We start from the raw sequence: 20693 nt of genomic DNA on the forward strand, positions 1-20693 counted from the left end.
CCCAAGGCGAGCTGCGGCCCCCCTGGGGGGCAGCGAATACACGAAGTGAATGAGCGTGGGGGTCAAGTCCTAGTTCTCCTGGGGCGCGATGCCCGCTGGCGGTTGTTGCTGTGCTTCGCGTGCTGCACGGCGACGCGCCATCCGACTGTGCACCCCCGCATACACGGCGGGCACGAAAAACAAGGTCGACACCGTGGCGAAGATCAGGCCGCCGATGACGGCGCGGCCCAGCGGCGCGTTCTGCTCGGCGCCTTCGCCGATGCCCAGCGCCATCGGGATCATGCCGATGACCATCGCCAGCGCCGTCATCAGCACGGGGCGGATGCGGGTGGCGCCGGCTTCGAGCGCGGCCGACAGCGGCGGAATGCCCGCAGCCAGCCGCTCGCGCGCGAACGACACCAGCAGGATGGAGTTGGCCGTGGCCACGCCCATGGTCATGATCGCGCCCGTGAGCGCCGGCACGCTCAGCGTGGTGCCGGTGATGAACAGCATCCACGCAATGCCCGCCAGCGCGGCCGGCAGGGCCGTGATGATGATGGCCGCGTCGAGCCACGACTGGAAGGTGACCACGATCAGCAGGTACACCAGCACGATCGCCATCGCCAGCCCCACGCCCAGGCCGATGAACGACGACTGCATGGTCTGCACCTGCCCGCGAATTTCCACGCGGCTGCCGCGCGAGAGCTTCGGGCGCATCTCGTCGACCAGCTTCTGCACCTTCGACGCCACGCTGGCCAGGTCGGTGCCCTGCACGCTCACGTACACGTCGATCACCGGTGCGATGTTGTAGCGCGACATCACGGCCGGCTGGCGCGCCGTCTGCGCTTCGACCAGGTTGCCCAGCAATTGCTGCGAGCCCCCGGCGCTGCCGGCGCCAGATGCGCCCACGGGAATGTTGAGCAGCGCATCGAGCGAATCGACCGTGTACTGCGGCGACTGCACCGCGATGCTGTAGACCACGCCGTTGGCCGGGTTGAGCCAGAAGGCCGGCGCCGTCTGCGAGCTGCCCGACAGCGCGATGAGCACGTTCTGCCCCACGTTCGAGGCCGTCAGGCCGTACTGCTGCAGCCGCGTGCGATCCATCTGCAGGCTCAGCGCGGGGCCGTCCAGGCGCTGGTGCACGTGAGCGTCGACCGCGCCCGGAATCTGGCGGATCGCCTTGGTCAGTTCGGCCGCGCGCGCGGCGTTGCCGGCCAGGTCGTTGCCGCTGAACTGCACGTCGATGGCCGCAGGCAGGCCGAAGTTCAAAATCTGCGTGACGATGTCCGCCGGCTGGAAGAAGAACTCGATGCCCGGAAAGCGCTTGGGCAGCTCGGCCCGCAGGCGCGACACATGCTCTTCGGTCGGCCGGTGGCCGTCCTTCAGCGACAGCAGCAACTCGCCGTCGAAGGTGCCGATGGTGCCGGCGTTGCTGTACGACAGGTTGATGCCGCTGTTGGGCACGCCCAGGTTGTCCAGAATGGTTTCGAGCTGGTCCGGAGGCACCAGTTCGCGAATGGCAGCCTCCACCTTGTCGGTGAGGCGCGCGGTTTCCTCGATGCGCGTGCCGGTGGGCGCGCGCAGGTGCAGGCGGATCTGCCCCGCATCGACCGTGGGGAAGAAGTCGCGGCCCAGCACGGGGTACAGCAGGCACGACAGCAGGCAAAAGCCCAGGAACAGGCCGATGAAGCCGGCACGCTTCGACAACACCGCCGACAGCACCAGCGTGTAGGCGCGGCGCACGCGCTCGAAGCGGCGGTCGAAGGCGCGGTACACGCGCTGCAGGGCACTGGGCTTCGCGCCTGCGGCCGGCGCGTGCTCGCCGTGCGAGCCGCCCATGAGCAGCATCACCAGCGTGGGCACCAGCGTGCGCGACAGCAGGTACGAGGCCAGCATCGCGAACACGACGGCCTCGGCCAGCGGCACGAACAGGAAGCGCGCCACGCCCGAGAGAAAGAACATCGGCACGAACACGATGCAGATGCACAGCGTCGAGACAAAAGCCGCCGAGCCGATCTCGCCCGCGCCGACCTCGATGGCCTCCTTGAGCGGCGTGCCCATGTGCAGGTGCCGTTCGATGTTCTCGATGGTCACGATCGCTTGGTCCACCAATATGCCGACCGAGAGCGCGAGCCCGCCCAGGGTCATGAGGTTGAGCGTTTCGCCCAGTGCATACAGCGCCAGGACCGACGCCAGGATCGACAGCGGAATCGTCAGCGCAATGATCAGCGTGCTGCGCCAGTTGCCCAGGAACAGCAGCACCATCGCGGCCGTGAGCGCGGCGGCCAGGATGGCTTCGAACACCACGCCTTTCACGGCGGCCTTCACGAACACCGACTGGTCGAACAGCGGCGTGATCTTGATGTCTTCGGGCATCGTCTGCGCGGCAATCGGCAGCATGGCGCGGATGTTCGAGACGATGTCCAGCGTGGACGCACCGCCGTTCTTCAGCACCGACAGCAGCACGCCGCGCACGCCGTCCTGGCGCACCACGTTGGTCTGCGGCGAGAAGCCGTCGCGCACGTAGGCCACGTCGCGCAGGTAGGTGGTGGCACCGTTCACCGTGCGGATCGGCAGGTCGTTCAGGCCCGCGATGGCGTCGGGCGAGCCGTTCATGCGCACGTTGTATTCGGTGCTGCCGAACTTGGCCGTGCCCGAGGGAAGAATCAGGTTCTGCGTGTTCACCGCGTTCACCACGTCGGCCGGCGAGAGGCCGCGCGCCTGCAGCGCCTGGGTGTCGAGGTCGACCGAAATCAGCCGGTTCTTGCCGCCGTAAGGAAACGGAATGGCTGCGCCCGGCACCGTGATGAGCTGCGGGCGCAGCTGGTTGACGGTGGCGTCGAACAGCGAGTTTTCAGAGCGCGTGGGGCTCGAAAGCGCCAGCTGGATCACCGGCACGCTGGAGGCCGAATACTTGATGACCAGCGGCGGCGTGATGCCCGGCGGCAGCTGCCGCACCTGCGCCTGCATCGAGGCCACCACCTGCGAAATGGCCATCTCGATGTTGGCCGTGGGCTGGAAGAACACCTTGATGATCGCCACGCCCGCCAGCGACTGCGACTCGATGTGCTCGATGTCGCTCACCGTGGTGGTCAGCCCGCGCTCCACCTGGCCCGAGATGCGTTGGCCCATTTCCTGGGCCGGCAGGCCGCTGTAGTTCCAGATGACGCTGACCACCGGAATGTTGATTTCCGGAAAGATGTCGGTCGCCATGCGCGCCAGCACAAAGGGCGTGGCCAGCACGATCAGCATCGCCATGACGATGAAGGTGTACGGACGACGCAACGCAAGCTGGACCATGGCGCGGGCTCTCTGCTTCCGACGAAAAAAGGTTTTGCATCATAAGGAAGTAGATTTAAGTTTGCGCGCGCCGGTGAATGGGGTGTGGTGCTTTACCAAAAGGCCGCATCGGGCCGGGATTCGGCGGGGGTGCTGTCGGTCGATGCGACGGCGCCGCTGGGGCAACTGGTCGCGCAGGTGAGGGCGTGGCTGCCAGTCGGCTAGGCCTTGCCTGACCGCAGCGCCTCGAGCACCATGGACACGCGGTTCATCGTGTCGGCCACCGTTTCCAGTTCGTCCTCGGTGGCTGGCGCGGCCATGGCGGTGACGAGTTCGGCCTGCACCGCCAGGCACTTCTGCGCCATGGCCGTGCCGTCCTCGGTGAGCGTCAGGCGCCGCACGCGCGCATCGGCCCCGTCGCTGTCGCGCCGCACCCAGCCCTTGCCCTCCATCTGCTTGAGCAGCATGCTCACGCCGCTCTTGGCGACGAAGCAGCGTGCCGCGAGCATCTGCTGCGTGATGCCCGGCGTGGTCGCAATGGTGGCCAGTACCTCGTGCTCGCCCACGCGCAGCCCGATGGCGGCGAGCCGCGCACCCATCACCGCATCGCAGAGGTTGTAGGCCCGCACCACCGCCAGCCATGCGAGCGTGCCGTGCGGCGAGGAGGGGGCTCGGTCGGATTTGCGGGGCTTGGGGGTCTTTGCGGTGGGCATTGGATATGGTTCAGTGTTGAACTATACTGTTCATGATTGAACCAATTCTAGTGCCGCCATGAACCTCTACCTCCGTCTGCTGATGACCCTGTTGCGTGCCTGGCGCGCACCGCGCCTGGCACCCGGCAATGCGCTGGAGCGGCAACTGCGCGTGCTGCCCAATGACCTGGACATCAACGGCCACATGAACAATGGCCGCTACCTGACGATCATCGATCTGATGCTGGTCGAATACTTCGTGCGCACCGGTTTCGCCGCGACCATGCTGCGCCAGGGCTGGCGGCCGATGTCGGGCGGCTCGCTCATCAGCTACCGGCGCGGCCTGAACCCTTTCGACACGTACACGCTGCGCTTCCGGCTCGACGCCACCGACCAACACTGGAACTACATGCGCTTCGAGTTCGTCAAGGGCGACAAGGTCTGCGCCGCCGGCTACATGAAGGGCGCGGCCGTGGGGCGCGGCGGACTGGTGACCAATCTCGAGTCCTATGCCGCGATGGGGCTCGTGCCGCCAGCGCATGAACTGCCGCCGCCGGTGCGCGACTGGATCGCGGCCGAGCAGGGCGTGATGAGCGCTGCCTGGTAAGGCTGCTGCCTAGGGTGCGGGCGCGGGCGCATCGAGCGCCAGCCTCAACCGCGTGACGTTGGGATTGCCCGGATCGCGCTGCAGCGTGAACCCCAGCTTGCGCGCCAGCGCCAGCATGCCGACGTTGTCGTAGAGCGTGATGTCCGCCAGCTGCTTCACGCCGGCTGCGGTGGCCGCATCGATCAGCTTGCGCATGAGCTTCAGGGCGAGTCCGTGGTGCTGCCACGCATCGGCGATCACGATGGCGAACTCGGCGATGTGCGCCGTCTCCGGCGTGTCCCCGCGCACGTAGCGCACCACGCCCATCTGCTGCTCGGCGCCGTCGACTGCAGCGGTTGCGATGAGCGCGAGCTCGCGGTCGTAGTCGATGTGGGTCATGCGCCAGAGCTCGTCGGACTGGGGCTTGCGTGGCGACAGCAGCCGGTGGTAGCCCGTTTCGTTCGACAGGCTCGCCACGAAGGCCGTGTGCATTTCAAGATCGTCCGCGCGGATCGGCCGGATGCGCAAGCGCGTGCCGTCGGCGAGTTGCCAGTCTTCGACAAGATGGCCGGGGTAGTCGTGGGGCGCTTGCGTTGCCATGGGTGGGTTTTGCCACGCGCCCCATGGCAGGTCAACGAGACATGCCCTGCTCCTGCCTCTTCTTCACTTCAGGGCACCAGGAACGAATGCACCAGCGTCAGCTCGCCGGGCTTGCGCAGCGGCACGCGAAACACCTGCTGCTTTTCCTTGGGCGTGCCCTCGTCCTGCAGGATCGCCACCTGCGCGGTCGTGATGGCGTCGCGCTGCTCGCCCGCGCCGAAGTAGTTCACGAACACGTGGTACGCCCCTTGCACCGGGCTGGGCGTGGCGAAGATCTCGGGGCCGAAGCCGGTCGTCACGTCCACGTCGAGTGCGCCGCCGTTGGGGGCCACGCGCGCGCCGTAGAACACGTGCTGGCCGTCGGGCGAGACCACGTGCAGGTCGAGGTCGGTGCTGTCGCTGTCCCAGCTCAGCACGATGCGCAGCTTCACGGGCACGCGGCTGGCCTGCGTCTCGTAGAACTGGGAGCGCGCCACCTCGCCGTTGGGCGAGCGCACTTCCACGCCGTGGCTGCCGCTGCCGAACGACCAGGGCCGCGCAAAGTTGCCCTTCTCGTCGGTCAGCAGCGGAATGGCGATGCCGTCCACGATGAGGCGCGCAGGCGTGCGCGGGGCGGTGTCCTTCGCGTCCTTTGATTTGGGCGTGGCCGCGATGCGGCCGCGGATCAGCGAGGCCTCGGAGCGTCCGTTGGCGTTCACGCTGCTGGCCGGGTAGTGCACTTCCTGCACGAAGTCCTGCTGCCGGGCCGGGGCGTTGCGCCAGCCGCCGCGCGGGGTGTCGAGCGTGGTCTGGGCGTGCGCTGCGACGCCGGCAAGGCAAGAGAGCAGGCCGATGGCCGCGAAGGCGGCGCGGTGCGCCAGAAAAGAGTGGTTCATGAGTCTGCCAGTTGCTGCGCAAGCCGTTCGATGAAGGTTTCGTCCTGCCCGTGGGGATGGTCGCGGAACGCGAGGTGCAGGTATTCGTGGATGAGCGCGACGCGGCCTTCGCGGCTGTGCCACTCGCGCACCCGGATCACCAGCCGTCGCTGGTCGGAATGGGGCACGCCCATGGCGAGCTGGCACACGCGCAGCGTGTCGTCCACGGGCTGGAAGCCGGCCTCGGCGCGCAGCACGCGGCGCCAGCGCTGCTGGCGTTCGGCCAGCCATTGCTGCGCCTGTGGCAGGGGCGTGCAATCGGCCTCGGCCCGGAACGACGCCAGGCTGCCGCGCGGGTACGCCGTGCGCAGGATGGCCGCAAAGGGCTGCCCCTGGCGCCCCGCAGCGACCGCGGCCTGCCACGACATCACGCCGGGCGAGGCCTGGTCGCCGTGGTAGCGCACCGCCTGCCCGTCGACCACGAGGCCCTCGGTGAACGCGGCCACGGCGCGCGCCGATGCGCTCGGCGGGTTGGGGCTCACGCGCTGCGTGCGGCTGTCGTCGGCGATCTGGCGGCAGCCGCCGGTCTCGGTGGCGTTCTGCAGCACGTAGGTGCGCGCTGCAATGGCCAGGGCGCGGGCGGCTTCGGTTTCGCGTGCATCGCCTTCGCGATCGAGCACGCGCGCCACGTAGTCTTCGAGCGGCAGGCGCGCGGCGATGCGCGGGCCGTCCGCGCCGTAGCGCAGCACCTGGGCGGGCACGGCTTCCATCACCAGCTGCGAACCGTTCTGGAACGCGATGCGGTAGCGCCCGCGCAACGGGCCGGCCGGTGCGGCGGTGGTGTTGCCCGGCACGGCGCGCTGCACGATGGTGATCGGGTAGCGCTGGAAGAAGTCGACGGCGATGCAGGGCTGCGCGCTGACGGCCACGCCGTCCGGCACGGGCGCTGCCAGGCCATGGGCGGCCCACTGTGCGGCCATCCATGTCGCGTCGGCGCGCAGCGCGCTGCGGCTGGTGCCGGCATCGCCGAACCAGAACGGCGTGCCGTCGGCCAGCCAGCCGGCGGCGCCGCCGACGGGCTGCGTGCCTTCGCGCCATGACCAGGTCTTCAGGCGCGGCCCGCCGCCCAGCGCGGCGAGCACGTCGTCGTCGCGCACCGTGACGGGCTGCAGGGCCTGGCGCGCGGCCGTGCGCGCGGAGGCGGGCACCTGCCGCAGCGCGGCCAGCAACTCGGACACGGGCACCCGCGTGTCAGGCTGCATCGCGTCCAGGCGCAGCAGCCAGGCGGGGGCGTCGTGGTCACGCCAGAAGCGCGTCCAGTCGGCGGCACGGATGCCGAGGCGCGCGGGTTCGAAGTAGGGGCCGCAGGATTGGGCCAGCGCCTGTGCGCGGCCGATGCTGGCACCGGGGTCGCAGCAGTATTCGTCGTCGGTGCGGCGCTGCGCGCTGGCACAGCGGTAGGTCGGCTCCTGCGTGGCGTTGACGCTCAGGTAGCTGTAGACGAAGAGCTTCCACACGCTGCCCAGCGGTGCCTGCAAGGCATCCGATGCGGGAAGGCGCGTGGTGCCTTGTGGCGTGCGTTCGACCGCGACCATGCCTTCGTCGGTGAGCCAGGCCAGGCGCGGTTGAACTTTGGTGGGTGCCGCTGCGAGAGCGGGCAGGGCCAGCGCGACGGCAAGCGCGACCGCGCCGGCGCCCGAGGCTGCCAGTCGCGAGAACACCCGTGCCGCTTTCATGAAGGCCTTGTCGTCCGCGTCTTCAGCGCACTTCGACGCCGGCCCAGCGGCCGTCGCCTTCGAAGGCCTTGGCTTCGGGCTCGTACATGCGGAACAGGCGCGCCGGCGGCAGCTTGAAGGTGCCGCGCTGCGAGAAGCGGACCAGGTGGCGCACGGTCAGCGGCGTGCCTGCCACCAGCGTGTCCAGCGGCACGGCGTAGCCCTGCGCGGTGGCCTGGCTCTGTGCGCGCTCCATCGGCTGCAGCTTGCCGGCACTGTCGGCCATGTCGATGCCCCAGGTGCTTTCTTCCACCGCCGCGCCCGGCGGCAGCGCGGCCTCCACGAGGCTCCAGCGCAGGGCCTTCGGGGCCGTGACGGTGAGCTGGTCGAGGTAGAGCGCGTTGGTGTCCAGCGGCGTGCCGGGTTTCACGGCTTCGAGCTTCACCGTGATGCGGCCGTCGCTGACCACGGGGACCGGCGCCGGTGCAGGCTGGCCCGGCGCGGCCGCGGCCGGCGGCTCCGGTGCGGGACGCGGCTGGGTGACCACGCGCCACAGCGTGCGCTCGACCTTCGCGTCGAGCGCGGGCGCCTGCGCCTCGTTGCTCTCGTAGCTCACGAAGGCCCAGGCCGCCTTCTGCCCGGCAGGCAGCTCCAGCGTGGCCGGTGCGGCGGCGCCGGGGGGCAGGCGCCAGCTCGTGCCGGTGCCGTCGGTGGCGCGCACCCAGGGCGCGCCGAGGGACGGCGCCGCGTCCGTGCCGGCGGCGAGCCGGCTGCCGCCGAGCGCGCGGTGCAGCCACAGCAACGTCTGCGCACGGTCGATGGAAGGCGTGTCGGCGCGGATCTGGCCCAGCACCGCCGCGGCCTTGTCGGCGCTCGCGCGTTGCGTGGCCATCAGCAGCGCCTGCACCAGCGGTGCGTCGACGCCGGCCAGGCGCGCGGCGGCTTCGTCGGCGGCGGCGCGCGCCTTGGCGCTGGCGACCGTCGGGCCGGCGGTCTGCACGGCCAGCACGAGCGCCATGTCGCGGGTGTCCGGGGCGTTGGGAAGCGTGGCGTCCACCATCGCGAGGCTGCCGCGGCGTTGTGCCAGTTGCGTGGCATCGCTGGCCGGCTGGGCGGCCAGTTGGTCGGCGAGGCCGCCGGCCATCGAGCCCACGGGCAGGCCCATCTCCTGCATCCACGACAGCGCCAGCGCGCGCTGCAGCGGCGGCAGCTTCTGGCCGTCCTTGGCGTAGACGTCGAGCAGTCGCTGCCAGTTCGAGGCCGGCAGCGTCACGCGCAGCGCCTGGGTGGCGCGCCAGTCGGCGTAGTAGGCGTAGGCAGTCAGGAAGGCATCGTTGGGCATGCCGCGTCCCCACCATCCGAACTGCGCCTGCGGGCCGGCCATCTGCGCGATCGAGAGCCGCGCCGTGGCCAGGCGCTGCATCAGCGCCGGCGCCATCGGCTGCTGCGCCGCCGACAGCGATTGCAGCGCGAGCGACAGCGGGAGCATGCGGCTGGCGGTCTGCTCCACGCTGCCGCGCGGGGTGTCGATGAGGGCGTCGATCTGCTGGCTGAAGGCGCCGGCCGCGGCGTCCTGCGCGAGCGAAACGCGCACGCGCGATGCGTCGGCGGGCAAGGCCAGCGGGGCACTGCCTGCCGCGAGGTCGAGTGCCTTGTCGCGCGGCGCGCGCCAGGCCACCGGGAGGCGGCGCACGGGCACGTCGAGCGTGTCGACCACGCGGGCGTCCTGGCGCAGCGTGACGCTGACCGCGCCCGACTTGTCTGCGTCGCCCGCAGCGAGCGGCAGGGCGATGAAGTTGACGCCGGGGCGCACCGTGACGGTGTCCTTGCGCTCCACGCCCGCGCCGCTGGCGCTCCATTCGACCTTGGCTTCGCGCCCGGTCTGGTTGAACAGGGCCAGCGAGGCCTGCGCCTTGTCGCCCTGGCGCTGCCAGTCGGGGCTGGTCCACTTGGCGTAGAAGGCCTTGTCGGAGCGCACCCAGCCCACCTGCTGGCCCACCGCGCCGCCGGCGCTCATGGCGCGGCCGGTGATGCGCCAGCGCGTGAGCGAGTCGGGCATGGTGAAGCTGAAGCGCGTGTGGCCGGAGGCGTCGGTCGCCAGCCGCGGCTCCCAGGCGGCGGTGTCGATGTTGTCGCGGCGCGGCCGCTCCAGCACCTTCACCGCGCGGTCGTTGACCTGGCGCGCGCCCGGCAGCGTGCCCAGCTTGCTGGTCGCGAGGTCGTAGCCGATGAAGGACAGGCTGGCGCTGGTGCGCACGTTGTTGCGGCGCGGGTGATAGAAGAAGTCGCCGATGGCCGGCGCGATCTCGGGCTGCAGCACGTAGATCATTTCGTCGACCACGCCCACGGCGAGGTCGGTGGCCACGGGCTTGCCCGCCAGCGTGGCACTCACGTCGATGGTGACGGTGTCGCCGGGCGCATACACCGCCTTGTCGGGCGTGAAGGCCAGCGCGATGCGCTCCTGCTCGACCCTGACTCCCTGGTTCTGGAACACGTAGTCGCCGTTCTTCACGTAGGCCACCGACAGTGTCATGTTGGGGCTCATGACGTCGCGCACGGGCAGCGTGAACTTCCACTGCGTGGGGGCGATGCGCTCGCTTTTGATCCAGTCGGTGTTCCTGCCCATCAGCGCGGTGGCTTCGACGCGGTCGCGCTCCAGCGTGAGCAGGGCGTTGTCCACCGGCTCGGGAAAGCTCACCAGCACCTGGGCCGTGTCGCCCGCGCGGTAGCTCGTGCGGTCGAGCACCATGCCGACGCTGCCGGCGGGCGCCTTCACGCCGTCGCCGCTCACCCAGTGGCTGGCGGCGCCGACGATGCGGCCCTTGTCGTCCAGCAGCGAGAGCGTGTAGCTGCCCGGCGTCGGGAAGCTGACCGACAGCGTGTCGCCGGTTGGCATGGGGCCCGACTGCTTGGTGCGGTCTTCCAGGCGCACCCATTGCCAGGTGGCGGGGCGCGCTGGCGTGGCGGGTGTATCGGCTGCCGCCGTGGCGCCGGCGCGCTGGCTGGCCGCGAGCTTGAAGCCCACCGCTTGTCCCGGCTGCGAGAACTGGCGGTCGGCCGCGAGGCGGAACGAGGCCGCGCCGCGCTCCACCAGAATCTCGCGCGAGGTGCGCACGCGGTAGGCCGCGCCGTCGGTGGCCAACGCCGTGAGCAGGTAGCGGCTGGGCTCGGTGGCCGCGGGCAGCGAGAACTTCGCGATGCCGTCGCCGTCGGTCTCCAGCTCGGCCTGCTGCAGCTTCACCGGGAACTGGCCGGCGTAGTCGAGTTCGCCGTTCACCATGGCCAGCTTCTGCGAGCGCGCCGTGAGGCTCACGCGTGCACGCGCCACCGGCTTGCCGTCGGGGTAGTTCAGCTGCAGCTTGCCGCCGACGGCCTCGCCGGTCTTGAAGTCGGCCTTCTCGGGCAGCAGCACGATGTCGAAATGCGGCTTCTGGTAGTCGGCCACGCGGAAGGCGGCGGTGTAGGTGTCGCCGCCCATGGCCAGGCGCAGCTCGTAGCCGCCGGCCACGGCGTTGTCGGGCAACGCAAAGCGCGCGTCCGCGCCCTTGGCGCCCGAGAAGGCGAGCTTCTGCGCATGCACCACCTGGCCGGCGGGGTCGAGCACGGCGAGCGCCAGGTCGGCGTCTTTCAGGGCGACGGATTCGCGCGCGCTGCGAAACTCGCGCCCGCTCACTTTCACGTTCACCGAGTCGCCCGGGCGGTACAGCGGGCGGTCGGTCACGGTGTAGACCTTGGCGTTGTAGATCTCGCTGTCGTAGTAGAAGTTTTCGGAAATGAAGACGCCGCCTGCGGGGTCCTGGCCGAACACGTAGGTCTGCTCGGGCGATTGGCGCTCGAGCTTCACCAGGCCCTGGGCATCGGCCTCGCCGCTCTTGAGCACGCCGACGCCGTCGGTCCAGACCACTTTGGTGCCGGGCACCGGCGCGCCGGCTGCGCGCTGCGCCGCCCACACCAGCATCTGGTCGCCCGAGACCTTGGTGATGGCCACGGTGTCCGACACGAACAGCAGCGTGGTCGCGCGGAACTGGCCGCTGATGGCTTCCACCAGGTACAGCCCCGGCGTGCGCTTGCCCACCGGCACGAACACGTTGCCTTGCGAGGCGTTGATGAATTCGCTGCTGGAGCCTTCCAGCTTCACGCCCTTGGGCAGGCCGATCGGCTGCGCCTTGTGCACCGGGTAGCGAAAGCGCTCCACCACCGGCAGGCCCGGGATCGGGCGGAACTGCCGGGGCTCCTCGAAGACCGAGGGCTGCTTGAGCCTGGCGGGCGTCTTCAGTTCGGGCGCCTGCTGCGTCACGGCGCGGCGCGCGTTGGCCGAGAACATCTGCTGCCAGGCCAGGCGCGCCTTGACGACCCAGCTGTCCCACAGGTGGGTGAGCGTGTTGGCCAGGCCTTCGTCGGCGGCACGCGCACCCACCTGCACGCGGTGCAGGTTCTTCTGCTTCTGCAGGAAGGCGAGGGCGTCGGGAATCCTGTAGACCAGCACGTCCACGCCGCCCACCTGTTCCAGCGCCGAGGGCTGGTTCACTTCCAGGCGGACACGGGCCGTCTGGTCGCTGGCGAAGGTGGCGTCGGAGAGCAGGAAGAAGGGCTCGCCGGTGTAGGCCGAGCGGCTGTTCTCCAGCGGCTGGGGTTGGGGCTCGTCCGCTGCGTTCGTCGTCAGCGGCTGCATCGCCGTGAACGCGGTGGCCGCCGCGAGTGCCAGTGGAACAAGACGCCGCCACAAGGGCCACGGGGACGGGACAGGTGTGTGCATGGTCATCGTGCGAGAAAGGCGAGCCGGTAGACACCGGCGAAATTGGGGTTGTCGTCGGTGGGGCGCCAGCGCGTGTCGCTCCAGCCGAGCAGCTGGGTGGCGCGCACGGCGCGCAGGCCGTTGTCGCCGGGCAGCACGCGGCCCGTGTGATAGGCGATGTAGTTGCCCATCCACACCATGAGGTGCTGCTCGTCGCCCTGGTCGTAGAACAGCATGTCGCCCAAGAGCGCCTGCTGCAGCTGGCGCGTGACGAAGCGCGTGTTCTCCTGCACCAGCTCGAGTGCACCGACGTAGGCGTCGCGCGTGCCGTCGGCGCGCCGCCAGGTGTTGCGCAGCGGCGCCGCGGCGGCCGGGTCGATGTCGGGCGGCAGGCGGCGCGCGAGCAAACCGTTGGCGCGGCGCCAGGCCACGTCGTGTTCGCGCAGCGACTCGGCCACCGAGAAGCGCACCAGCCCCGCGCAGTCGCGGTGCGTCCAGCGCGGCGTGGGGCCGCGCTCGATCTGTTCGTGGATCAGCAGCGTCATCCAGTCGCGAAAGTGTGCGGACTGTTCACGGTTCAGCGCGGGTGTATCGGCTGCCAGGGTGGGCAGCGCCGGCATCGCGGACGCCAGCGCCAGCGCAGCGCCCCGGCCGAGCGCCGTCCGGCGATCGATGCCGGCGGTGATGGCGCGGCGCGTCACTTGGACTGCGGCGCCGCCGACATCGCCTGCCACTCGACCGGCACCCAGCCGTTGCTGTCGCCCGCGCCTTGCGCCACGGCCCGTGCCGGTGGCAGCTTGCGCAGCGCATTCAGGCGCGGCACCAGGTGCTGCTGGGCCGCCTGGCGAAGAATTTCCTGATCGGCAGGCAGCACGGCCATGGCCTCGCGCTGCAACAGGTCGGCGATCTGCGTGGGCGCGCCGACCACCAGCGTGGTGCCGCCGGCCGGCGGCAGCGTGTCGGCCACGCCCGGGTAGCGCTTGGCCTGGGTGTTCAGCGCCAGCTCGACCAGCTTGTCGTCGGGCGAGAACGCGACCCATCGGCCTTGCCGGGCCAGGGTGGGCCGGTAGGCCTTGTCGTCGCCGTCGGCATACGGCCCCCAGGGGCCGGTCACCTGGCTTTGCCACTGGCCGACGCCGGGTTTCGCCGCCGGGTCGGTGCGCGTGGCGTCGGTCGAGATCAGCCAGTCCGCCAGGCCGGCGAGCGTGGCATCGGTCTCGGGGCCGGCCGATGCCTTCATCTGCGCGACGAACAGCGGCGTGTGCAGCTGCGAGCGGGCGTACCAGCAGACGGCGGCGGGGCCGTCGAACTGCGCGGCCAGGGCCTTCATCGCCTCGGCGTTCGGCGCCGCCGGGGCGTCTTTCATCAGCGCGTCCATCTGCGCCCATTCGACCGGCAGCATGGCGCAGGCCGCGGGGTTGGCCGGCAGGGCGGACCACAGTTCGCGGTCGCCCGGTGCGGCGGGCAGGGTGCCGGCCGCCTTCACGCGCACGGCCGTGCGCAGCGCGGCGCCGTGGGGTGCGACGTCGAAGCGAACGGCCTGCACGCCCGGAAAGAAGTGCTGGTAGCCGAAGGACAGCAGCCGCGCATCGGCCACGATCGCCGAGCTGCCCGGCGCGGCGGCGCCTTCTTCACCGAGCCCGAAGCCGCGGCGCCAGGCCGATTGCGAACGGGTGTCGCCCGACAGCAGGCCCTCGACCACCTCCAGGGCCGGTCCGCTGGCCTGGCTTTCGTTGTTGAACAGCAGGCCCGGGTCGCTCAGCACCACCACGCGGTTGCCCTGCGACAGCAGCACCAGCGTGCGACGCGGCGACAGCACCAGCGCGTAGGCATTCACGTCATTTCCGTTGGCGCGCAGCGTGCCGATGATGCTCAGCTGCGAGTCCTTGGCGGCGATGCCCGCCAGGCCCTGCAGGGCGGTGGCCACTGCGCCGCGGGTCATGGTCAGCGCCCAGTAGCGCGGGGCGCCCTTGGCATCGGGCCACCAGGCCATTTCGGCCGGCTCGTCCAGGGCCGCGGCCAGTAGCTGGTCGGTCCAGGTGGTGTCGCGCTCGTACGCGATGCGCTTGATCGCGCCGCGCAGGCTCAGCCGGTCTTCCTGGTTTTCGTAATAGAAGGCGAAATCTTCGGTGAGCACGTCGCGCACCACCGGTGCCTGCACGATGTCGCGCGGCAGGCGCGAGAGCGCGGGGGTGGCGATGTAGGCATACGGTGCCGACAGGTCCACGTTGAGGGCGTTGATGTCGCCGTCGAAGTGCGAGCGCCGCATCTTGACGAAGGCCACGCCGGCACCCACCAGCACGATCGCCGCGACGCCCGCGACCATCCATTTTTTTCTTGTGTCCATGAATCCCTACCCTGCATGAAGGCAGCGCCACCCCCCGGCGGCGCATGGCCTTGATTCTGGCAGGGTCCATGGGGGCGTCCCATGAAGTCTCGGTGAAGTCGCTGTGAAGCGATGCCACCGCGCTCGCCGGCGCGCGTTCAGTCGATGACTTCGGGCCAGTCGGTGTGGAAGAACCGGCCTTCGGGCTTGTCCACGCGCTCGTACGTGTGCGCCCCGAAGAAGTCGCGCTGCGCCTGCAGCAGGTTCGCGCTCAGGCGTGCCGTGCGGTAGCTGTCGTAGTAGGCCAGCGACGCGCTGAAGGCCGGCACCGGGATGCCGTTGCTGACCGCCAGCGCCACCACCTCGCGCCAGTTCTGCTGCGTGCGGTTCAGCAGGTCCTGGAAGAACGGGTCGAGCATCAGGTTGCCCAGCGCCGGGTCGGTGCGGAAGGCGTCGGTGATGCGGTTCAGGAAGCGCGCGCGGATGATGCAGCCGCCGCGCCAGATCGACGCGATGCCTGCCAGGTCGAGCTTCCAGCCTTTCTTCTCGCCCATCGTCTGGATGAGGTCGAAGCCCTGCGTGTAGCTGATGACCTTCGAGGCATAGAGCGCGTCGTGCACCTTGGCCACCAGCGCCTGCTTCTCCAGCGACAGCGCGGGCACCGGCCCGTGCAGCAGCTGACTGGCCGCCACGCGCGCCTTCTTCTGCGACGACAGCACGCGCGCTTCGACCGCGGCGTTGATGGTGCTGATGACCACCGCGTTCTCGGCCGCGTTCAGCAGCGTCCACTGGCCCGTGCCTTTCTGGCCGGCCTTGTCGAGGATGAGGTCGACCACCGGCTGGCCCGTTTCCGGGTCTTTCTGTTCGAGCGCCTTGGCGGTGATCTGGATCAGGTAGCTCTGCAGCTCGCCGTCGTTCCATTCGTTGAAGATCGCGGCCATCTCGTCGGTCGTGAAGCCGGCCGCCTTGAACAGGCTGTAGGCCTCGCAGATCAGCTGCATGTCGCCGTACTCGATGCCGTTGTGCACCATCTTCACGTAGTGGCCCGCGCCGCCCGGGCCAATGTGAATGACGCAGGGCTCGCCGTCCACCTTGGCTGCGATGCTCTCGAAGATCGGCTTCATCACCTCCCAGGTCGAGAGCGGGCCGCCCGGCATGATCGATGGCCCCTTGCGCGCGCCTTCCTCGCCGCCCGACACGCCCGCGCCGATGAAGCGCAGGCCCTTGCTGCTCAGATAGGCGTCGCGGCGCTCGGTGTCGGTGTAGAGGCTGTTGCCGCCGTCGATGACGATGTCGTCTTTGTCGAGCAGGGGGATCAGCTGTTCGATCACCTGGTCGACCGGCGCGCCGGCCTTCACCATGATCTGGATCTTGCGGGGCTTGGCCAGGCTTTGAACGAATTCCTCGAGCGTCTTGGCGCCCACGAGCTTCTTGCCGGGATTGGCGGCAATGAAGGTCTCGGTGGTGGCCTCGGTGCGGTTGTAGACGCTGACCTGGAAGCCGCGGCTTTCCACGTTCAGCACCAGGTTCTGTCCCATCACGGCCAGGCCGATCAATCCGAAATCGCTTTGCTGCTTGCTCATGTGTGCGGGCCCTTCGTGCATGTGCAGTTGAAAAAGTAGCCGGTCATTGTGCCGGGCACCCGCGCGGCGCGGCGTCGGAGGGCGTCTATACCCGCTTGGCAAACGGGCCCGGGCTGGCTATGTTGGCGGGATGACCTCCGCCGCCATGTCCGCAACCCCTGCAGCGATCCACACCTGGTCGACCGACGCGGTGCCGCCACCGCAGCGGCTGGACTACTGGATCGGCGCAGTCTGCGAAGGCTTTCTCGAGATGGACGTGACCAGCCCGCAGGCCGGTGGCTTCGGCGCCTCGCTCGAGTCCGCGCCGCTCGGGCCGCTGCACGTGAACCGGGTGCGCGGCAGCGCGCAGGACGTGTACCGCACCCGTCGTGCCATCGCCCACAGCCGCCAGAACTACTACTACCTGCTGTGCAAGGCCGACTCGCCCTGGGTCGCGGTGCAGGAGGAGCGCTCGGCGCGCCTGCTGCCCGGCGACGCGGTGCTGGTCGATTCGCGGCGCTGCTACGCCTTTCACCTGCAGCAGTCGGCCGACACCGTGTCGATCGAGCTGCCGACCGCCTGGGTCGAGTCGTGGCTGCCCGATGCCGGCGACCATGTCGCGCGCCGCATCGACGGGCACAGCGGCTGGGGCGCGGCGCTCAGCGGCTTTGCCCGGGCGCTGTCGCCCGAAGTGGCCAGCCGGCCGCCGCTGCCGGTGGCGCTGCTGGCCGACCAGCTCGGCGGGCTGCTGGCCTTGGCACTCGGTCCCGGCGTGGCGGTGCCCGACGCGTGTGGCCGCGCCGCCTGGCGTCAGCGCGTGCTCGACGCCACGCGCGAGCGCCATGCCGAACCGGGCCTCACAGCGGGAGCCGTCGCACAAGGGCTCGGCATTTCGGAGCGCAGCCTGCACCGCTGCCTCGCGGAAGGGGGCGAGGGCGCGACGACGTTCGCCAACGCGCTGGCCGCCTGCCGCATGCAGGTGGCGCAGCGCATGCTGGCCGACGCGCGCTTCGACCGCCTGAGCGTGGCGCAGATCGGCCTGCGCGTCGGGCTGGCGGACGCCTCGCACTTCGTGCGCCTGTGCCGCCGCCATCTGGGCGGCACGCCGGGCGCGCTGCGGCAGTCGCGCGGCTGAACGGCGGCTACGCCTCGAACCAGTCCCGCGCCGAGCGCCCCTGGTCCGGCCCCAGCATCGAGAAGCCGCCATCGACCGGGATGTCCGCACCGGTCACGAAGCGCGCCGCGTCCGAGCACAGGAACAGCACCACCTGCGCCACGTCGTCGCCGTCTCCCACGCGGCCCAGCGGGTGCATCGGTGCGCCGACGCGGTCGGCCCGTGCACGGTCGCCGTTCGCCATGCGCGACAGCGCGTCCGACCAGGTCCAGCCCGGCGACACCGAGTTCACGCGCACGCCCCGCGGCGCGAGCGTGGCGGCCTGGTTGCGCGTGAGCTGCAGGATGGCGGCCTTGGCCGCGGGGTACAGCGCCCGGCCCGCCGCGCCGAACTTGCCGCCGACGCTGCCCATGTTCACGATGGCGCCGCCGTGCGCGGCCAGCGCGTCGGCGGTCTTCTGCACCAGCATCGCGCCCGAGACCAGGTTGACGTTCAGCGCGCCCAGCCACTCGGCGCGCGCGGAATCCAGGCCCGCATCGCCGTAGACCACCGCGTTGTTGATGAGGAAGTCGATGCGGCCTTCGGTGCGCAGCGTGCCGGCCACGAGCGCGTCGAGCGCGTCGTCCGAAGCGATGTCGCAGGCGACGAAGCGGCAGCCTGCGCCCAAATCAGCCGCCAGTGCGGCGCCGCGCGCCGTGTCGATATCGACCGCCACCACGCGCGCGCCGGCCTGCACGAAGGCGCGCACGATGGCGCTGCCCAGCAGCGCGGCGGCGCCCGTCACGACGGCGACCTTGCCTTGCAGCGTCGTCATGGCCGGCCTCCCATTTGCGCGACCGCATCGTCCACGCGCACCACGTCCGCGAGCATCGCCAGGGTTTCCAGGCTGGCTGCCTGCAGGTGCGCGTGCGCGGTGCTGCAGGCGTCGGCGACCACGGCCACGTCGTAGCCCAGGTCGCTCGCATGGCGCGCGCCGTGCTCGACGACGTGGTTGGTCGCGATGCCGGCCACGTACAGGCGGCTGGCACCGGTGGCACGCACTACTTCTTCGAGCCCGCTGGCCCAGAAGGGGTTGTTGCGCTTGTGGGTGACGACGGCCTCGCCCGGCCGCGGCGCGAGTTCGTCGTAGAACCCGGCGCCCCAGCTGCCTTCCTGCACCGCGCCGCTCTCGGCCACGCGCCGGAACAGCGTGCAGTTGCGCAGGCAGTCCGAGTAGTCCGGCGCGAAGGCGATGCGCACGAAGATCACCGGCACGCCGTTCGCGCGCGCACCGGCGATGAGCCGTGCGGCCGAGGCGATGAGGCGCGGGCGCGCGGGATCGTCGGCGGCCACGCCCACGCGCACCTTGCCGTCGACGTGCAGCACGTCGTTCTGGTAGTGCATCGCCAGCAGCGCGGCCTTCACAGGAACACCTGCAGGGCTTCGTGCGGCGCGTCGCAGTTGACGAGGTCGATGCGCTTGGTCTGGATGCGCCAGCCGTCGTCGGCGCGGCGCAGCGTGTGCAGCACGCTGCCGCCGAAGGTGCGCTGTTCGGTCTTGCGCCACTCCAGCAGCAGGAAGGTCGAGCGCACGGTGCAGGTGGCGTCGTCGTCGCGCGATTCGAGCGCGATGTTGCCCAGCACGTGCACGGTGCGCGTGGGCGGCTGCTGCGAATAGGCGCGGGCCTGCTCGAGCCGCCGCGCGCGCATCGAGCGCAGCAGGGCGTCCTCGCAGAACAGCGAGGCGTGGTTGAGGTGGTCGACCTGGCCGTGCACCAGCGGCACCCAGTACAGGCCGTCGGGCGTGAAGAGCTTCTGCCATTCGTCCCAGCGGTGCTCGTCGAGCAGGCGTGCCTCGTGGTGCAGGAACTGCGTGAGGTCCTGCTGTTCGTTCCAGTCGCGGAAGTTCATTCGGCACTCCCGGTCTGTGTGCTCGTGTCGACACCCATGTACCCGGCCCACGCCGCGAACATGTTGCGCGAGGGCATCTCGCTGTTGCCGTTGGACGCGCGTCCGCCCGGCAGCGGCTGGTCGCGCCCCGCCGCGCGGTGCATGCTGACCCAGTCGCCGCCGTCGGAGCCCAGGCCTTCCTGCACGCGGTTGTAGGCCTCCAGGTCGTCGGACATCACGTTCGACGAGGGCGCGTTGACGATGTTGGTGTACTTGAGCGTGCGCTGGAAGGTGGCCTCGGGCGCGCCCTTCAGCCGGAAGCTGAAGATCTCGACCAGCGTGCGGTCCACCGACAGCGGCCGGATCACGCGGATCTGCTGGAATGAGGTGTGCGGCGAACAGCTCGGGTACACGATGGTGTTGTGCCGGTTCACGCGCAGGATCTCGTCGGTGCGCTCGGCGCCCTTCGCAGCTTCGAGCGAGGCCACGTAGGCCAGGCTCACCGGATCGGTCGGCGGCACGAAGATGCCTTCCATGAAGCCGTGGCCGTGGTCGTAGCCCTTGAGCTCCAGCTTTTCCCAGAACTCCAGCGGCTCGCCGTTGCCGTCGACGATCACCACCTCGAAGGGCTTGGGCGTGCCGGCCGGCATGGACTCGTGCTCTTCCTTGGCCGCGCGCCACGACGACTCGTGCGTGGCCACGGCGTGGATGGTGTCGTGCAGGTTCTCGAAAAAGATCTTCCAGTTGTTGCGCTGGACCACGCGTTGCACGCCGCCGGCCACCTCGACTTCGCCCTCGGGCGCGCGGTCGCAGAAGTTGTCGAGTGACGTGGCCACGCCGCCCAGGAATTCCTTCAACTCAGGTCCGTCTTCCGACAGGCTGGCGAACACGAAGCCGCGGTGCGTGGCCACGCGCGCCACCTTGCGCACGCCGTACTGCGGGTCTTTCAAATCGAGCGCGGTGCATTCGTAGCCGCTGCGCAGCGGCACCGACAGCAGGCTGCCGTCGCACTTGAAGGTCCAGCCGTGGTACAGGCAGCGCAGGAACTTGCCGGCGCTGCCGCTGCCGTCGGGCACGAGCTTGGCGCCCTTGTGCGGGCAGCGGTTGAACATCACATGCACCTGGCCGTCGGTGTGCCGCACCATCACCACGGGCTCGCGGCCCAGGCGGGTGGTGAAGTAGTCGCCGGGCTTGGGCACCTGGCTTTCGTGGCCGATGTAGATCCAGGCCTGGCCGAACACGCGGTCCATCTCCAGCTCGAAGATGGCGGGGTCGGTGTAGACGCGCTTGTGCACGCGGTCGGGCTGCACGAGCGACTGGATGTCGATCGGGTTTGTCGCCGCGATGGGGATGATGGGGATCACGGAATTCATCGGGTGGGTC

The 20693-nt window shown here is 70.1% G+C and carries 15 protein-coding genes; 2 read left to right on the plus strand and 13 right to left on the minus strand.

All coding sequences use genetic code 11. The features are described from left to right. Positions 1-69: 69 nt before the first annotated feature. Both CLU95_RS25050 and CLU95_RS25055 read right to left on the minus strand, forming a co-directional pair. On the minus strand, positions 70-3279 hold the full coding sequence (locus CLU95_RS25050; protein WP_099796095.1) for an efflux RND transporter permease subunit: 3210 nt from the start codon (positions 3277-3279) through the stop codon (positions 70-72). A 200-nt stretch (positions 3280-3479) separates the two neighbouring features. Then, a complete protein-coding gene (locus tag CLU95_RS25055) occupies positions 3480-3971 on the minus strand; it encodes a MarR family winged helix-turn-helix transcriptional regulator (protein ID WP_099796096.1) in 492 nt (163 codons plus the stop codon). Between the two features lie 58 nt (positions 3972-4029). Between CLU95_RS25055 and CLU95_RS25060 the strand changes: the two genes are divergently transcribed. Further along, on the plus strand, positions 4030-4557 hold the full coding sequence (locus tag CLU95_RS25060; protein WP_099796097.1) for a thioesterase family protein: 528 nt from the start codon (positions 4030-4032) through the stop codon (positions 4555-4557). A 9-nt stretch (positions 4558-4566) separates the two neighbouring features. Here CLU95_RS25060 and CLU95_RS25065 read toward each other — a convergent pair whose 3' ends face one another. From CLU95_RS25065 to gnd, 7 genes are all read right to left on the minus strand, one after another. Continuing rightward, positions 4567-5136, minus strand: coding sequence for a GNAT family N-acetyltransferase (locus tag CLU95_RS25065; RefSeq protein WP_099796098.1), 570 nt, complete (start codon positions 5134-5136; stop codon positions 4567-4569). A gap of 68 nt (positions 5137-5204) precedes the next feature. Then, complete coding sequence (locus CLU95_RS25070) at positions 5205-6011, minus strand: YfaP family protein (RefSeq protein WP_099796099.1); 807 nt, start codon at positions 6009-6011, stop codon at positions 5205-5207. Then, a complete protein-coding gene (locus CLU95_RS25075; RefSeq protein WP_099796100.1) occupies positions 6008-7726 on the minus strand; it encodes a DUF2300 domain-containing protein in 1719 nt (572 codons plus the stop codon). The genes CLU95_RS25070 and CLU95_RS25075 overlap by 4 nt, the downstream gene beginning before the upstream one ends. Before the next feature lie 22 nt (positions 7727-7748). Further along, a complete protein-coding gene (locus CLU95_RS25080; RefSeq protein WP_218967444.1) occupies positions 7749-12461 on the minus strand; it encodes an MG2 domain-containing protein in 4713 nt (1570 codons plus the stop codon). 2 nt (positions 12462-12463) lie between these two features. Beyond that, the gene (locus CLU95_RS25085) at positions 12464-13141 is read right to left on the minus strand and encodes a DUF1175 family protein (RefSeq protein ID WP_257214727.1); all 678 of its coding nucleotides are present in this window, start codon (positions 13139-13141) and stop codon (positions 12464-12466) included. Continuing rightward, positions 13138-14787, minus strand: coding sequence for a DUF2138 family protein (locus tag CLU95_RS25090; protein WP_099796102.1), 1650 nt, complete (start codon positions 14785-14787; stop codon positions 13138-13140). Before CLU95_RS25090 ends, CLU95_RS25085 begins: the two co-directional genes overlap by 4 nt. 137 nt (positions 14788-14924) lie before the next feature. Then, positions 14925-16349, minus strand: a complete 1425-nt coding sequence (gnd, locus tag CLU95_RS25095) for a decarboxylating NADP(+)-dependent phosphogluconate dehydrogenase (RefSeq protein WP_099797472.1) — start codon at positions 16347-16349, stop codon at positions 14925-14927. 145 nt (positions 16350-16494) lie between these two features. Between gnd and CLU95_RS25100 the strand changes: the two genes are divergently transcribed. Beyond that, entirely contained in the window at positions 16495-17463 is a 969-nt protein-coding gene (locus tag CLU95_RS25100; RefSeq protein ID WP_099797473.1) for a helix-turn-helix domain-containing protein, read from the plus strand. A gap of 7 nt (positions 17464-17470) precedes the next feature. Here the strand turns inward: CLU95_RS25100 and CLU95_RS25105 are convergent, their stop codons facing one another. The 4 genes from CLU95_RS25105 to CLU95_RS25120 are packed head-to-tail and all read right to left on the minus strand — an operon-like array spanning position 17471 to position 20683. Further along, a complete protein-coding gene (locus CLU95_RS25105; protein WP_099796103.1) occupies positions 17471-18256 on the minus strand; it encodes an SDR family oxidoreductase in 786 nt (261 codons plus the stop codon). Then, on the minus strand, positions 18253-18846 hold the full coding sequence (locus CLU95_RS25110) for a cysteine hydrolase family protein (protein WP_099796104.1): 594 nt from the start codon (positions 18844-18846) through the stop codon (positions 18253-18255). The genes CLU95_RS25105 and CLU95_RS25110 overlap by 4 nt, the downstream gene beginning before the upstream one ends. After that, the gene (locus CLU95_RS25115; protein ID WP_099796105.1) at positions 18843-19331 is read right to left on the minus strand and encodes an aromatic-ring-hydroxylating dioxygenase subunit beta; all 489 of its coding nucleotides are present in this window, start codon (positions 19329-19331) and stop codon (positions 18843-18845) included. The genes CLU95_RS25110 and CLU95_RS25115 overlap by 4 nt, the downstream gene beginning before the upstream one ends. Then, positions 19328-20683, minus strand: a complete 1356-nt coding sequence (locus CLU95_RS25120) for an aromatic ring-hydroxylating dioxygenase subunit alpha (protein ID WP_099796106.1) — start codon at positions 20681-20683, stop codon at positions 19328-19330. The genes CLU95_RS25115 and CLU95_RS25120 overlap by 4 nt, the downstream gene beginning before the upstream one ends. Between the last annotated feature and the right edge of the window lie 10 nt (positions 20684-20693).

Source organism: Variovorax sp. 54, assembly GCF_002754375.1.
Lineage (GTDB): Bacteria > Pseudomonadota > Gammaproteobacteria > Burkholderiales > Burkholderiaceae_C > Variovorax.